The following is a 14949-nucleotide window of genomic DNA, read 5'->3' as shown; positions in this document are numbered from 1 at the left end:
GGACGAGCGAGGGGATGATGCGCCTCTGGATTATGATTTGTGTCGCCATGGTGTTGGCGATCCTGACTGCTATTGTGGTGCAACTGCACCCGCCGGGTACCGTGCGGCTGGCTTCTGGCCCGGCTGGCGGGGCCTATGTCGAAGAAGCGGAAGACTATGCCGCTATTCTGGCGCGGGATGGGATTCAGGTCGAGATTATCAAGACTGCCGGTTCGGTCGAAAATGCGCAGCTTCTGGAAGAAGGGCAGGTTGATGCCGCTTTCCTGCAGGGTGGTATTCAAGTGGACAAAAACAGTGCCGAGGCGCTGGGCGCGATGTTCTATGAGCCTGTTATCTTTTTGGTGCGCAATGACGCTGTGATCCCCGGAAACCCAGCTCTCTGGCGGGGCCTGCGGATCAACAGCGGAGCAGAGGGATCAGGCACTGCAGCCACATTCCGAGAATTCGAACGCGCGGTCGGATTGTCGTTGTCCGACAACACGCATCTGTCCATTCCCTATGGGGAGGCCGTGAGTGCCTTGTTGAACGGGCAACTGGATATCGCCGTATATGTAGCGCCGATTGAGGCACCCTATTTGCAGGATGCCTATCACGAGCCGGATCTGCGTGTGCTGGAACTGGATCATGTCCAAGCAATCTCGCGCCGTCTGTCACATGCTACGGTGGTAACAGTGCCAACCGGGGGCATGTCGCTTGAGCCTGTACACCCGCCTAGGCCGGTTGATCTGATCGCGCTTGAGGCGCGGCTGGTTGTGCGCCCTGACCTGCATCCGGCGTTGGTCAATCGTCTGACTATGGCGGCGATCGAGCTTTATCATCAGCAGGGGATCATAACCAACTCGGGTGAGTTTCCGAGTATCGAAGGTACGGGTCTGACGGTGAACAATACGGCCCGTCAGCTGATCCTGGACGGCCCGTCAACCTGGCACAATTGGCTACCCTACTGGGTCGCCGCACAAATTAACCGTGTGCTTCTGCTCTTTCTGCCATTCTTCTTTATCGTCGTTCCGCTGTTCCGGCTTTTGCCATTGGCATACGCTTACATCATGCGCTGGCGTGTCTGGCAGCATTACCCGGAAATCCGACAGATTGAGGAGGAGCTGGGCAATCATCCAAGCCCGGAAGAGCTGCGTGATATGCAAACCCATCTGAACGAACTGGATGAGCGGCTGGCCGGGCTGCGCTTGCCCGCAGCCTATCGGCAGGGACAGTATGATGCCCGCCTGCATCTGGAACTGGTTCAGAAACGGATTTCCGAGATGCAGAGGCTTGCCGATGGTGGAGAGCCGGTCAGTACCGGCCCTTGACCTCGGCGCGCGCGACCTGACGTGCCTTTTGCTTTTCGCGGAAAAAGACGAACAGACCGGATCCCATGATCAGCAGGATGCCCAACCATACGATGGGGTCGGGCAGTTCGCCCCAGATCAACCATCCCCATAAGATGGCCATGGGCAGGCCGGTATATTCAAACGGAGCAACTGTGGCCGCGTCTGCCATCCGGTAGGCTTGTGCAAGACAGTAACCGACCACGCCGGAATTCAGGCCAAGGGCAATCATGTACACCCAGTCACCGTCAGCGGGCCATGTCCAGGCGCGAAGCAGAAAGTTCAGGCTTGGGTCGCTGGCTCCGGCAGCAAAGCGGCCATCACCGGCGACCACGAAGAACGCAAGAGACACCAGAATGAACATGCCCTGAATGTAGATGGCCAGCGCCGATGCTTTGGTTGTGGCACCCAGTTTACGCGTCAGGATCTGATTGGCGGCATAGGTTAGGGCCGACAGAACCGGCAGCATCAGAACGATCCTGTTTGCGGTTTCAGCCTCTCCGCCTTCCCACGGGCGTTGCATGATCACCACCCCGGCAAAACCGGCTACAACGGCGGTGATCCGCATGGGGCCAACCTTTTCGCCCAGAAATGGGATCGACAGGACTGTGATGAACAAAGGGGCAGCGAAGAACAATGCCGTGACTTCGGCCAGCGGTGCCGCCGCCAGGGCGACGAAGAACGTCATGTTCGAAACCACAACCATCAGACATCGGACGATATGCAGCCAGGGATGGCGCGTCTTCAACAGGCTGACGCCGCCTTCATATTGCAAAAGCGCAAAGGACAGCAGGATACCGATGGAGGATCGAAGAAAGACCATCTGATGCAGGGGATACCCTGAGGAAAGCTGTTTGATCAGCATGTCGTTGACCGAAATAGCCACCATCCCCGCCACGATGAAGGCGATGCCAGCTGTCGCATTACTCTGAGGAGCGTTGGTCATGGTAATCCTTGTCAGGCATAAATCCTTTGCCTGCTGAAGGGCTACCATATTGTGAGTTCAAGTCTATCGGTGAATTCAATTCGGTTGCCTGATGACATGGTTCAGCGATAGGTCTTGAGTGTTCTGTCACCGGATTAATAGAAGGGGCCTTCAAATGCAGATGAGCGACACCCGAGAAATTCAGGCACCGCCCGCTGATGTCTATGCAGCCCTGCTGGACCCCGAAGTGTTGAAAGCCTGTGTTTCCGGCACGCAGGAAATATCTGGCAATCCTGCGGATGGCTATGAGGCCACGGTCGTGCAGAAGGTCGGACCGGTGAAGGCGACGTTCAAAGGCACAGTGACCATGTCGGACATGGTCGAAGGAGAGCGCCTGACCATTGCCGGCGAAGGCAAGGGAGGTGCTGCGGGTTTTGCCAAAGGCAGCGCCAATGTGACGCTCAGCCCCAGCGAAGGCGGTGGCACGGTTTTGGCCTATGACGTTGATGCCAAGGTTGGCGGCAAGCTGGCACAGTTGGGCAGCCGCCTGATCGACGGATTTGCCAAGAAGATGGCAGATCAGTTTTTCTCCAAGCTGCAGGAGCATTTCGAGGGGCCTGCAGAGCCAGCCGAGGGTGAAGAGACCTCAGATGAAGAAGGCAAGAAAGGCTGGTTGGGGCGCTTGACTGGCCGCGACTGATCCCTGCGCACACGCGCAGGGCAATGTGCGATTTTGGCCTGTTCTGTCCCGTTCCGGCGCGATAGGGTCCCCGCCAGAACGAGGAAACGCATGTCGACAATTCTGTCTATCAAGAACCTTCGCAAATCCTATGCCGATGGGTTCGAAGCGCTGAAAGGCGTATCGCTGGATATCGAAGAGGGTGAAATCCTGGCTCTGCTCGGGCCGAATGGCGCGGGCAAAACAACCCTGATTTCAACCATCTGCGGCATCACCACGCCAACCTCGGGTTCGGTTACTGTTGGTGGACACGATATCCAGACAGAGTTTCGCGCGGCTCGCCGCATGATCGGGCTGGTGCCTCAAGAAATCGCACTGGAGCCTTTTGAAAAGGTCTGGAATACGGTTCGGTTCTCTCGCGGTCTGTTCGGATATGGCAATGACAGCGCGCGGATAGAGGAAATCCTGCGCAAACTGTCTTTGTGGGACAAGCGCAAGAACGCGATCAAAGAGCTGTCGGGCGGGATGAAGCGCCGGGTGCTGATCGCCAAAGCACTGGCGCATGAGCCACGCGTGCTGTTTCTGGATGAACCCACCGCAGGCGTTGACGTCGAACTGCGCAAGGACATGTGGGATATCGTCGCCGAACTGAAGGCCAGTGGTGTGACCATTATTCTGACCACGCACTATATCGAAGAGGCCGAGGCGATTGCCGATCGTGTTGGTGTCATCGACAAGGGCGAGCTGCTGTTGGTGCAGGAAAAAGACAAGCTGATGGCTCAGATGGGCAAAAAGCAGATCGAGGTCATGTTGAATGAACCCATCTCGGCGATTCCCGATTGCCTGTCTGCCCATAACCTGTCGCTGAACGGGCAGGGGGATATGCTGGTCTATACCTATGACACCAATGCCGAACGTACGGGCATCACCACATTGTTGAACGATGTGGCGCAGGCCGGACTGGTATTGCGTGACGTTCAGACCCGGCAATCAAGCCTTGAGGAAATTTTCGTCAATCTGGTGTCGGGAGAGCCCGCATGAACTGGTCTGCAATCGCCGCCATCTACCGGTTCGAAATGGCCCGGTTCTTCCGCACACTGGCACAGAGCTTCATCTCGCCCGTTCTGTCCACATCACTCTATTTTGTGGTCTTTGGCACCGCCATTGGCAGTCGCATTCAGGAAGTTGAGGGGGTTTCTTACGGGGCCTTTATCGTGCCTGGCCTGATCATGCTGTCGGTCGTGATGCTTGCGATTTCGAACGCATCATTCGGCATCTATTTCCCGAAATTCCTGGGAACGATCTACGAGTTGCTTTCCGCGCCCGTCAATTTCATTGAAATCGTGATCGGATATGTCGGTGCGGCGGCCACGAAATCCCTGTTCGTCGGATTGGTGATTCTGGTTACGGCAACGTTCTTCGTGGATATTCGAATAGAACACCCGTTCGCCATGGCAGCATTCCTGATCCTGTCCTGTCTCAGCTTTTCCCTGTTGGGTTTCATCATCGGCATCTGGGCCAGCAATTTTGAACAGATGTCGCTGGTGCCTCAGCTGGTAGTGACACCTTTGATCTTTCTCGGCGGAACGTTCTATTCGATCTCGATGTTGCCACCGATCTGGCAAACCATCACTCTGTTCAACCCGGTGGTGTACCTGATTTCAGGCTTCAGGTGGTCCTTCTACGGCCTGGCGGATGTGCCGATCGGCCTCAGCCTGCTGGCGATCCTTGCTTTTACCGGGATTTGCCTGGCCATTATCGGTTGGATCTTCAAAACAGGCTGGCGCATTCGCAGCTAGGCCAGCGCCAGAGGCGTTGCATTTTTGCCCACCGGCTGTGTGAATTTAGTTCACGTCGCGTTTATGGCGCCTTCAGTCCCTTGTTTACGGGTTTAGGGGGCTCTACATCGGCATCCATGAAACTCAGCCTGCCGTTTCTCAAAAAGCAGCCATTCGTGGCCGTGGTCCGTTTGTCCGGTGCCATCGGGATGGCCGGTCGTGCGTCGTTGAATGACACGACGCTGGCCCCCGTTCTGGAAAAAGCTTTCCGCAAGGGTAAGCCGGTTGCCGTGGCGCTTGAAATCAACTCGCCCGGGGGCTCGCCTGTTCAAAGCTCGCTGATCGGTGCCCGGATCAGGCGGCTGGCGAAAGAGTTTGATGTACCCGTCATCGCCTTTGTCGAAGACGTGGCTGCATCTGGCGGGTACTGGCTTGCTGCGTCCGCGGATGAGATCTGGGCCGATGACAGTTCGGTCCTCGGATCAATTGGTGTCATTTCATCCGGATTTGGCGCGCATGTCTTTTTGGCGCGACAGGGGTTTGAACGCCGGGTGCATACCGCAGGTCAGTCCAAATCCATGCTCGACCCTTTCTCGCCAGAGAAAAAGGAAGATGTCGCGCGGCTGAAAGTGCTGCTTGGCGACATACACGAGAATTTCATTGCCTACGTGAAAGAGCGGCGCGGTGACAAGCTGGATCAAAGTGCCGATCTGTTCAACGGTGAGGTATGGCTGGCTCGCCGGGCTCAGGAACTCGGACTGATCGAGGGTGTCGCGCATCTAAAGCCGAAACTGCAGGAGCGGTTCGGTGACAAGGTGAAATTCCGCCGCTACGGAGTACGCAAGCCGATCTGGTCACGTTTTGGTGCCGAACTGGCACAGGATGCCGTTGCAGGGATCGAGGAGCGGGCGGCATACGCGCGTTTCGGTTTGTGACGTGATTATCAAGGCGGTCACTCTGTTCCTCATCGCCATGGGTGTACTGGCGATGTTCGGCAAGCTGCGCTTTCCGGGGCAAAAACGACTGAACTCGGCAAAATGTCCGCGTTGTGGACGGTTTAAGATCGGCAAAGGCCCCTGCGCCTGCGAAAAAGGAGGCCGGACATGACGGCGTGGCTGCTTTCTGGCCTTGGGTTGCTGATCCTTCTGCTTGCGGGCGATGCGCTGGTGCGCGGTGCGGTCAACCTGAGCCTGCGTCTGGGTGTCCCGGCGCTCATCGTCAGCCTGACCATTGTGGCCTTTGGTACGTCAGCTCCGGAATTGCTGATTGCGATTAGCGCGATAAAGGAAAATGCACCCGGTATCGCCCTGGGTAACGTCGTCGGATCAAACACCGCCAATATCTTATTGGTTCTGGGTCTGCCTGCCTTGCTGGCGACGCTGCACACTAGCGAGTGCGACAGCCGCAAGAACTATGTCTTCATGCTGCTGGCTTCGATTCTGTTTATCGGTCTGGCTTTCTGCGGGGTCTTCAACCTCGTCAGCGGTGCAATCTTGTTGGCGGGTCTTGGGCTGGTTCTGATGAACGCCTTTCGCGAGGCGCACGCGCATCGCAAGGCTTGTGGTGAGGCCTGCGCTGACGACGAAGAACTGGAAGGTCTGGAAGAGGCCGACCCGGACATGCCCTATTGGAAAGTGTCGGTCTATCTGATCCTGGGTCTCATCGGGCTCCCGATGGGGGCGCATCTTCTGGTCGAAAACGCAACGGAGATTGCGCTGACCTATGGCGTCAGTGAAACGGTTATCGGTCTGACGCTTGTGGCGGTTGGTACGTCACTTCCAGAACTGGCGACAACGGTGATGGCGGCATTGCGGCGTCAGGCTGATGTGGCGCTTGGCAACGTCATCGGATCGAACATGTTCAACCTGCTGGCCATCGTGGGCATCGCGACCCTGTTCGGTCGTATCCCTGTTGATCCTGAATTCCTGCACTTTGATCTGTGGGTCATGCTGGGCGCATCCCTGCTGTTGGTTCCGTTCGTGTTCTTCAAACAGGACATCACGCGTGTCTGGGGGTTGATCCTGACACTGCTCTACGCCGTATACGTTATCAGCCTGTTGGCGTGACCTGACATTAGGAGGTGATCCATGACCCGAGCACTCGTGACCGGCGCCGGTATTCGTCTGGGCCGGGCCATGGCTTTGTATCTTGCACAGCGCGGATTTGATGTTGCGGTTCACTATGCCTCCTCGGAGCAACCGGCATTGGACACTGTGTCAGAGGTTCAGGAGATGGGACGTCAGTCAGTCGCGCTGAAGGCTGATCTTCTGGACGAAGCTCAGGTCACTGCGCTGTTGCTGCGTGCGGTCGAGGCGTTAGGTGGACCGATTACCTGTCTGGTGAACAATGCGTCGATCTTCGAGCATGACAACATCCAAACGGCGACTCGTCAAAGTTGGGACCGCCATCTGGACAGCAATCTGCGGGCGCCGTTCGTTCTGACCCAGGCTATGGCAGAACAGGGGCTGGAGCCCAGGATTGATGAGAACGGCGAGCCACAGGCCACGGGGCTGATCGTCAACATGGTCGATATGAGGGTGCGCAAGCTGACCCCAGAGTTCATGTCCTATACGATCGCGAAAATGGGGTTATGGGCTCTGACACGCACCGCAGCACAAGCACTGACACCTGCGATCCGTGTGAATGCCATTGGCCCCGGCCCTACGGTGCAGGGTCATCGGCAGAGCGAAGATCATTTCAAGGCACAGCGTCAAAACACAATCCTTGAACGTGGGTCGAACCCCTCGGATATCACGGCTGCGCTGGGCTATTTTTTGGATGCACATGCCGTCACGGGGCAGCTTTTGTGCGTCGATGGCGGTCAGCATTTGGGTTGGCAGACACCAGATGTGTTGGGTGTGGAATAGGTAATTCCGCTGCAAGTTTTGCACCGCTCTCATTTCTGTTACCCGCGCGTTACAAAAATGTCTTATTTTTCATGCACTTGCTACGTATTCAAAAAACTTTTGTTTAAAAACAATAGGTTAATTTGATGCCTATTTTTTGTGCAACTCAAGGAAAAGCCAAAGATTCAAGGGGATTTTGTTGTGCCTGGAAAGTTATCTGCACAGTTATCCACAGAAGTCGTGGATTTGTTTTCTCTTGATCTGAGAGACACAAGATTGCAGCCATAGTCAGAGAATCATATCTGAGAGCCATGACTTCTCACAGCGAAACGACCTCGGACTCCCAACCCACCGGCTATGCCTGCATTCAGCGTTATCTCAAGACGCTGGACAGTTCGCCGGGCGTATACCGAATGCTCGACGCGGATAGTCGTGTACTGTACGTCGGCAAGGCGCGAAACCTCAAGGCGCGGGTTTCCAACTATGCGCGTCCGGGGCATTCAGGCCGGATCGAACGGATGATCGCGGCAACGGCCTCAATGATGTTCCTGACGACGCGGACCGAGACCGAGGCGCTGCTGCTCGAGCAGAACCTGATCAAGCAGCTCAAGCCCAAGTACAACGTGTTGCTGAGGGACGATAAGAGCTTTCCCAATATTCTGGTCGCCAAGGATCATGCCTTTCCGCAAATAAAGAAACATCGCGGGGCGAAGAAAGAGAAAGGCGCTTATTTCGGACCGTTTGCCAGTGCCGGGGCCGTAAACCGTACTTTGAACCAGCTGCAAAAGGCATTCCTACTGCGCAATTGCTCGGACTCCATGTTCGACAGTCGGACGCGGCCGTGCCTGCTCTATCAGATCAAACGCTGTTCGGGGCCTTGTGTTGATCTGATTTCCGAGGCCGACTACCGCGAAAGCGTCAAGGATGCCGAACGCTTCCTGTCCGGTCGCTCAACCAAGGTGCAAGAGGAACTGGCCGAACAGATGATGGCCGCGTCCGAGGCGATGGAGTTCGAACGCGCCGCCGGATTGCGCGACCGTATCCGCGCGTTGACGCAGGTGCAGACCTCTCAGGGCATCAACCCGCGCGGCGTGGCCGAGGCGGATGTGATCGGCCTTTATATGGACAGCGGGCAGGCCTGTGTGCAGGTGTTTTTCATCCGGGCAAACCAGAACTGGGGCAACAAGGATTTCTATCCGCGCGTCGGGCCGGATGTGTCGGCGGCCGAGGTGATGGAGGCTTTCCTTGGCCAGTTCTACGACAACAAGGAGCCGCCCAGGCAACTGATCCTATCGGACGCGATTGAAAACGCTGATCTGATGCAGGAGGCGCTGACTGAAAAGGCGGGGCGCAAGGTCGAGATCCTTGTGCCTCAGCGCGGTGAAAAGCAGGAGCTGGTCGCGGGTGCCTTGCGCAATGCGCGGGAATCTCTGGCGCGTCGCATGTCTGAAAGCGCCACGCAGGCCAAGTTGTTGCGCGGTGTGGCCGAGGCGTTTGATCTGGACAGCCCTCCGGATCGGATTGAGGTCTACGATAACTCGCACATCCAAGGCACCAACGCCGTAGGCGGGATGATCGTCGCGGGGCCGGAAGGGTTCATGAAGAACGCCTACCGTAAATTCAACATACGCGGCGATGACCTGACCCCGGGCGATGATTTCGGCATGATGAAAGAGGTTCTGACCCGGCGCTTTACCCGGCTTCAGAAAGAAGACCCGGATCGGGAAAAAGGGATGTGGCCCGATCTTCTGTTGATCGATGGCGGAGCCGGGCAGGTGAGCGCCGTGCACGAGATCATGCAGGCCCACGGCGTCGAAGACATCCCGATGGTAGGTGTCGCTAAAGGTGTCGACCGCGACCACGGCAAGGAAGAGTTCCACCGTATCGGGCAACGCCCCTTTGCCCTGAAGCGAAATGACCCTGTTCTGTACTTCATTCAGCGTCTGCGGGACGAAGCGCACCGGTTTGCAATCGGGACACACCGCGCCAAGCGGGCCAAGGCCGTGGGGGCGACGCCTTTGGATGAAATCCCGGGCGTTGGCGCCGCGCGTAAACGTGCTTTGCTGGCGCATTTCGGCAGTGCCAAAGCGGTCAGCCGGGCCAATCTGGCGGATTTGAAAGCGGTCGAGGGTATCTCAGCGGGTTTGGCGCAAAAGGTTTATGATTACTTCCACGACAAGGGTTAGGTTTTTCGCCCACGCCAGAGGATGTACATCCCCGAGGCCACGATCAGTGCGCTGCCGATCCACATTGTCTGGTCCAGCCGCTCGCCGAACATCACCACACCAAGTCCAATTCCGAACAACAACCGCGAATAGCGGAATGGCGTGACTGACGAAACCTCACCCGTGCGCATGGCTTTCATCAGCGAGGCATAAGCCAGGACCCCCATAAGGATCGCGCCCGACATGTGCAGGCTGACATGTGTGGTCAGCGGCTCCATCGGTGCACCTTCCCAGAAGCTATAAGCCAATCCGGCGACGATGATGCAGAGGAACCCATAAAACCCTAAAACCTCGGTTCCCAGAGTGGCAGGGGCCGCGCGGCTGGCCAGATCGCGCCCGGCAAATCCCAGCATTCCCAACACGGCAAGGATCGACAGGGCCGAGAAACTGTCTCCGGTTGGTTTGATGATGATCACCACGCCGATCAGGCCGATCAGAATTGCGCTCCACCGTCGCCAGCCAACGGTTTCTCCGAAAAACATCGCAGCCCCGGCGACAACAACCAGAGGAGTGGCCTGCAAGATCACCGTGGCCGAGGACAGAGGCGTCAGAGCGATGGCCAGAACATAGAAAAGCCGCCCGAGTATTTCAAAGATCACCCGCACCTTCATCGGGCGGGACAGCACATCGGGTTGGAACAGTCGGGTGCCTCGTATCATGGCGACAGCCGCAAAGATGACCGCGCCACCAGCGCCGAAAAGGACCAGCACTTGCCAGATTGGAATCGAAGATGAGGCGCTTTTGATCAGCGCGTCCTCAAGTGCGAAAAGCGCCATGGCAGCGATCATCCAGGCGCTGCCTATCAGGTTCGATCGGGAATCGGTTTGTATATGTGCTGTCATGTTGTCCGACGTCCCGACTGTCTGAAGATGGTAACGGCCTGCCTCGGACCGGTCTGGTCGGCAATCTGGCCGGAAATGTAGCCGAGGCCAAGAAGTATCGGTTTGACTGTTCAGCCTTGCGACGCTTTGACCCGAAAGGGGTCAACCGACTGTGATCCGAGCAGTTTTTGATCACTCTGTCTTTTCTGTCCTGAAACAGCAATGTAGGGTCGGCCTCATGAAATGGAACTTGCCCAACATTCTGACCGTCCTGCGGTTGCTTGCTGCCCCCGGACTGGCCGTGATGTTTCTGTACTTCACCCGTCCCTATGCGGATTGGTTTGCACTGATCCTGTTCATGACAGCCGCCATTACCGATTGGTTCGATGGCTATCTGGCACGTGCCTGGAAGCAGGAAACCAAGATCGGGGCGATGATGGACCCGATTGCCGATAAGGCGATGGTTGTGATCGCTTTGATGATCCTTGTGGGATATTCAACCGAACACTGGACACCATGGCTGGTGCTGCCCGCCACGGTTATCCTGTTTCGCGAAGTCTTCGTGTCCGGATTGCGTGAATATCTGGGTGATGTTGCAGGAACGCTCAAGGTTACCAAGCTGGCAAAGTGGAAGACTACGGCACAGATGGTGGCAATCGCCGTGCTGTTCTCGCAGGGAATATTCGAGCATTACTTTGTGATGTCCACATTCGGTATGGATGCTGAGTTGATTGACCAGATCCTTAGCGGGCAGACCGAAGATGTGAACGGGCTGGCATGGAAACTGGAAGGCATGTTCTGGGCCGGGCGGATCGGATTGTGGCTGTTGTGGATTGCGGCGACGCTGACATTGATCACAGGCTATGACTACCTACGTAAAGCCATGCCTCATCTGAAGGAGAGTTAAGGGATGGATGTACTGTATTTCGCTTGGGTGCGTGAACGGATCGGCCTCCCGAAAGAGAAGGTCGAGACCGAGGCCGCAACAGTCAATGACCTCGTGGCCGAGCTCAGTGCGCGTGAAGATCGGTACGCGGCTGCGTTCGCGGATCTGTCGGCACTGCGCGTTGCACTGGATCAGGAGTTGTCCGACTTTGACGCGCCGCTTCAGGGTGTGCGGGAAGTTGCGTTCTTTCCGCCGATGACCGGAGGCTAAGCCGGTGCGCATCGCGGTTCAGCAGGAAGAGTTCGATCTTGGTGCAGAGGCAAATGCCTTTGCCGCCAGCGACACTGCGAATGGTGCGATCGTGACGTTTACCGGCGTTGTTCGTGATCTGGCTCGGGGCGATCTCGATGTCATGGAAATCGAACACTACCCGGGCATGACTGAAAGGGCGATTACCAAAATTGCAGAAGAGGCCAAGTCGCGCTGGTCATTGGGGGATGTTCTGGTCATCCATCGCCACGGGCGTTTGGCACCGGGTGATCGTATCATGATGGTCGCGACCGCTGCACCGCATCGTAAGGATGCGTTCGAAGCGGCAGAGTATCTGATGGATTACCTCAAGTCCCGCGCGCCGTTCTGGAAAAAGGAAATCTCTGCTTCCGGGGCGGATTGGGTTGCTGCCAAGGACGAAGACGAAGACGCGCTGAGCCGCTGGTAAGCCTTTGGCACCAGCATCCTTGGACGGATGCTGGCATGGTTTTCAGAAGATCAGCTGGTCTGTTCCTGATTACATTTACGGGCAGCTTCGATGGCTTTGAGCGTGCCGTCCAAATTCACGGTGAACGCGAACTCTTTCTCAGGGAATACGGTCATATCGTATTTCTTCATCACATCGTCGACGAATTGCGGATTATTCGCCAGGATGTAACCGCCGGTATATCCTTCGGCCAGATGCTTGGTTTTCTTATGCGCCTCGGCTGAATACAGATTTCCGTCTAGTGACAGAATGATCTCTTCTTTCTTGCCCTTGAGGCCAATGTCATTCTTTGTGAACACACCGAGATATCCCATCTCGTGGTCCTTTGTCAGACCCATTTGCACAACGTTCTGATTTTCGTCCATCCGTTCGATCAAGCACGACCCGCGTGTTTCATCCACAAAAATGGTCCAGCCCGATTCCTCACCCCAATTGGTGAAGGTATCGTTTTCGGATGGGATGACATCACTCGAAGCGAATGTTGTGGTTGCGAAATAGGCAGTTACGATAGTCACGGTCTTTAAAGTTGATTTGAAATTCATAGTACACTCCAATTTTGCTGGATAGTGAACACTGGTACGCGTAGGCAAAATCGTACCAATTCATGATATTGAATTTGTTGGAAAAACTGAAGTGAGTCGATTTGAACCGGCTAAAAGATGCCGATCCAGGCCACGAGCCAGTACGAAGCCTCTGACTGAAAACTGAGAGACGGGACCGTCAGGCCCGAGTTAATCTGCGTTGTTGATCCGACCGCGAAGCTCTTCGGCCTCTTGCCGGGCCGCGCGCAGGCCATCCATTGCCGCGGCAAGTTCAGCTTCGGTCTGGGTCAGCTGATTGGTCAGCTCGGCTTCGCGCTGCTGCAGATAAGTAATCGCCTGATCCCGGGTTTCCTCGGCCTCGTGCAATTCCTGACTCATGCGATCCAGATCGGCCACGTCGCTTTGGCGGACGCGGGACAGTCGGTGTGCCAGCCAGTTGGCGAACCAGCCCATGCAAAAGGCCGCAAACAGGATGATGGCAGTGGCGATGATGAATTCGGTTCTGTTCAACTTATTGGTCCTCTGCATCCGCGTCAGATGCGTTGTCTTCTGTTTGCTCGTCAGGCTGTTCCGCTTCGCCAGGCTCGGTCGTCACTTCCATCGCTTCCAATCCTGTTTCGGTATTGGATACGGGTTCGGGGCGGATCAGGCGGAATTCGATGCGGCGGTTTTCTTCGCGCCCCTCTTCGGTGTCGTTGTCCGCGATGGGCTGCGTTTCACCATAGCCGACTGCTGAATAGCTGGATGTCGGCACCCGGCGGCCGCGCAGCTCATTCAGGATGGATTGGGCACGCGCCTGACTCAGCTGCTGGTTCATTTCTTCACGGCCCTGACTATCAGTGTGACCCTGTATTTCCATCCGGATAGGTCCGCATTCACGCAGAATCTCGGCGATTTGGTTGAGCGTATCGCGCGAATCCGCTGCCACGGTGGCTGAACCGGGTTCGAATGCGATCTTGCTGCTGCCCTGAACATCGGCGATCTGCGTTTCACACAGTTCGGGGTCAGGCAGCGCATCTTCGGGTTCCGGAGGTTCCTGATAGGTGATGGCGAGATCGAAGTCCTGTGCATCACCCAGCTTGTCAGAGAGCATTCCGGCAATGCGGGCTTTAGCGTCTTTGTCATGGCTGACGCCTGATACGGAAACGGAATCCGGGGTCACGATCAAAGCCCCATTGTGCAACTGGGCCAAAGCTTCAAGTCCCGCCAATACTCGGACCGACCAATCTGCAGGCAGGTCTGACACGATGCGGGTGGCGGTATGAACCTGTTCAGACCCAAACGCCGCGCGAGCGTAGCTGTCGACCATATCCCGTGTGGTTTCGTCACCGATGCGACCTCGCATCTGCACCAGTCCCTCAGGGCTGCGCGTGGTTGAGAACTCGACAGGGCCTGTCTGTTCGACTGTTTCCGGCTCAGGCAAGACGGCGTGCAGTGCAAAGACCTCGGGCAAGGCATTCTCCAGCTCGCCCACAACCCGATCAAACAGCGCGGGATCTGTACCCTGTGCTGCAATCAGGGTGATGTCCGCGTCAGACATGGTCACAGAGCCCTGCCCGATGTCGGCCAGTGCCTGAATGCTTTGACCTGCCGCTACATCCCAGTTAGGAGAAGGGACACCCAAACCGATGGTGCAGGAATATGGACCGGTCATACCAGCCTTTTCGGCCGCGGCCACAATGGCATCACGGGCATCTTCGTCCTGCGCGGAACAGGCGTCAAATGTTCCGCCGGTTTCGTCAATCAGATAGCGCAGCGTAAACGGCGTGATAACCGGGCGCGGAGCCGAGATCGAAAGACCGATGCGCAAACTAGGAGGGGCTGCTCGGGTCAGGTCCTGTTCAAGCTTTTCCTTTTCCTGCTGGCTGTCCGCAATCGCCGTGATTTTGACCAGTCCGGGGCTGGCAGAGATTTTGGCACGTGGCAATCGGGCAAGTGCCTGCACCGCATAGTCCAGCGCATCATCCCAGCCACGGGGTTTGGGGTAGTCGGCAGTTTCCATCAGGTCTGACACAACCGCATCACCGTCAAGTCGCTGCAGATTGTCCATCAGTGCTTCTCGGTCTTCGCTTTCTGGGATCAGACCGATTACCGAGATGCCGCTGTCATTGCGCAGAATTTCGGCCGAGAACCGGGGCGGTGCCAGATCAGCGGTCGGTGCCACT

At 56.6% G+C, this 14949-nt stretch carries 16 protein-coding genes; 11 read left to right on the top strand and 5 right to left on the bottom strand.

The annotated features are described in order from the left end of the window. Window positions 1-17 precede the first annotated feature (17 nt). Complete coding sequence (locus E1297_RS21655; RefSeq protein WP_196223380.1) at window positions 18-1307, top strand: TAXI family TRAP transporter solute-binding subunit; 1290 nt, start codon at window positions 18-20, stop codon at window positions 1305-1307. Here the strand turns inward: E1297_RS21655 and E1297_RS21650 are convergent. Continuing rightward, entirely contained in the window at window positions 1291-2271 is a 981-nt protein-coding gene (locus E1297_RS21650) for a DMT family transporter (RefSeq protein ID WP_155142147.1), read from the bottom strand. The genes E1297_RS21655 and E1297_RS21650 overlap by 17 nt on opposite strands. A gap of 160 nt (window positions 2272-2431) precedes the next feature. On the opposite strand from E1297_RS21650, the gene E1297_RS21645 reads away from it, so the two are divergent. The 7 genes from E1297_RS21645 (at window position 2432) to uvrC (ending at window position 9739) form a co-directional block, all read left to right on the top strand. After that, entirely contained in the window at window positions 2432-2950 is a 519-nt protein-coding gene (locus E1297_RS21645) for a CoxG family protein (protein WP_244327840.1), read from the top strand. 90 nt (window positions 2951-3040) lie between these two features. After that, a complete protein-coding gene (locus E1297_RS21640; protein WP_155142144.1) occupies window positions 3041-3970 on the top strand; it encodes an ABC transporter ATP-binding protein in 930 nt (309 codons plus the stop codon). Then, window positions 3967-4728, top strand: coding sequence for an ABC transporter permease (locus tag E1297_RS21635; protein WP_155142142.1), 762 nt, complete (start codon window positions 3967-3969; stop codon window positions 4726-4728). The genes E1297_RS21640 and E1297_RS21635 overlap by 4 nt, the downstream gene beginning before the upstream one ends. A 116-nt stretch (window positions 4729-4844) precedes the next feature. Continuing rightward, window positions 4845-5642, top strand: a complete 798-nt coding sequence (locus E1297_RS21630; RefSeq protein ID WP_155142140.1) for a S49 family peptidase — start codon at window positions 4845-4847, stop codon at window positions 5640-5642. A 168-nt stretch (window positions 5643-5810) separates the two neighbouring features. Then, a complete protein-coding gene (locus tag E1297_RS21620; protein WP_155142136.1) occupies window positions 5811-6773 on the top strand; it encodes a calcium/sodium antiporter in 963 nt (320 codons plus the stop codon). A 21-nt stretch (window positions 6774-6794) separates the two neighbouring features. After that, window positions 6795-7574: an SDR family oxidoreductase gene (locus E1297_RS21615; RefSeq protein WP_155142134.1), complete on the top strand. Its 780-nt coding sequence runs from the start codon at window positions 6795-6797 to the stop codon at window positions 7572-7574. Window positions 7575-7864: 290 nt separating this feature from the next. Next, window positions 7865-9739, top strand: coding sequence for an excinuclease ABC subunit UvrC (gene uvrC, locus E1297_RS21610; protein WP_155142132.1), 1875 nt, complete (start codon window positions 7865-7867; stop codon window positions 9737-9739). On the opposite strand, the gene E1297_RS21605 is transcribed toward uvrC, so the two are convergent. After that, on the bottom strand, window positions 9736-10620 hold the full coding sequence (locus E1297_RS21605; protein WP_155142130.1) for a DMT family transporter: 885 nt from the start codon (window positions 10618-10620) through the stop codon (window positions 9736-9738). The genes uvrC and E1297_RS21605 overlap by 4 nt on opposite strands. 217 nt (window positions 10621-10837) lie before the next feature. On the opposite strand from E1297_RS21605, the gene pgsA reads away from it, so the two are divergent. The 3 genes from pgsA to E1297_RS21590 are packed head-to-tail and all read left to right on the top strand — an operon-like array spanning window position 10838 to window position 12203. After that, on the top strand, window positions 10838-11506 hold the full coding sequence (gene pgsA, locus E1297_RS21600; RefSeq protein ID WP_155142128.1) for a CDP-diacylglycerol--glycerol-3-phosphate 3-phosphatidyltransferase: 669 nt from the start codon (window positions 10838-10840) through the stop codon (window positions 11504-11506). Between the two features lie 3 nt (window positions 11507-11509). Continuing rightward, entirely contained in the window at window positions 11510-11755 is a 246-nt protein-coding gene (gene moaD / locus E1297_RS21595) for a molybdopterin converting factor subunit 1 (RefSeq protein ID WP_155142126.1), read from the top strand. 4 nt (window positions 11756-11759) lie between these two features. Next, on the top strand, window positions 11760-12203 hold the full coding sequence (locus E1297_RS21590) for a molybdenum cofactor biosynthesis protein MoaE (protein ID WP_170332541.1): 444 nt from the start codon (window positions 11760-11762) through the stop codon (window positions 12201-12203). Window positions 12204-12253: 50 nt separating this feature from the next. On the opposite strand, the gene E1297_RS21585 is transcribed toward E1297_RS21590, so the two are convergent. The 3 genes from E1297_RS21585 to E1297_RS21575 form a co-directional block, all read right to left on the bottom strand. After that, window positions 12254-12784, bottom strand: coding sequence for a hypothetical protein (locus E1297_RS21585; RefSeq protein WP_155142125.1), 531 nt, complete (start codon window positions 12782-12784; stop codon window positions 12254-12256). 189 nt (window positions 12785-12973) lie between these two features. Continuing rightward, window positions 12974-13294 carry a hypothetical protein gene (locus tag E1297_RS21580; protein ID WP_050603973.1) on the bottom strand — a complete coding sequence of 107 codons (321 nt, stop codon included), beginning with the start codon at window positions 13292-13294 and terminating at the stop codon, window positions 12974-12976. Window position 13295: 1 nt separating this feature from the next. Next, window positions 13296-14949 (bottom strand): OmpA family protein (locus tag E1297_RS21575; protein ID WP_155142122.1); only part of this gene is annotated, 1654 nt, incomplete at its 5' end.

It is taken from the genome of Roseibium sp. RKSG952, assembly GCF_009711355.1.
Note: the sequence above shows the minus strand (reverse complement) of the source record. Positions and strands in the feature narration are given on the sequence as shown.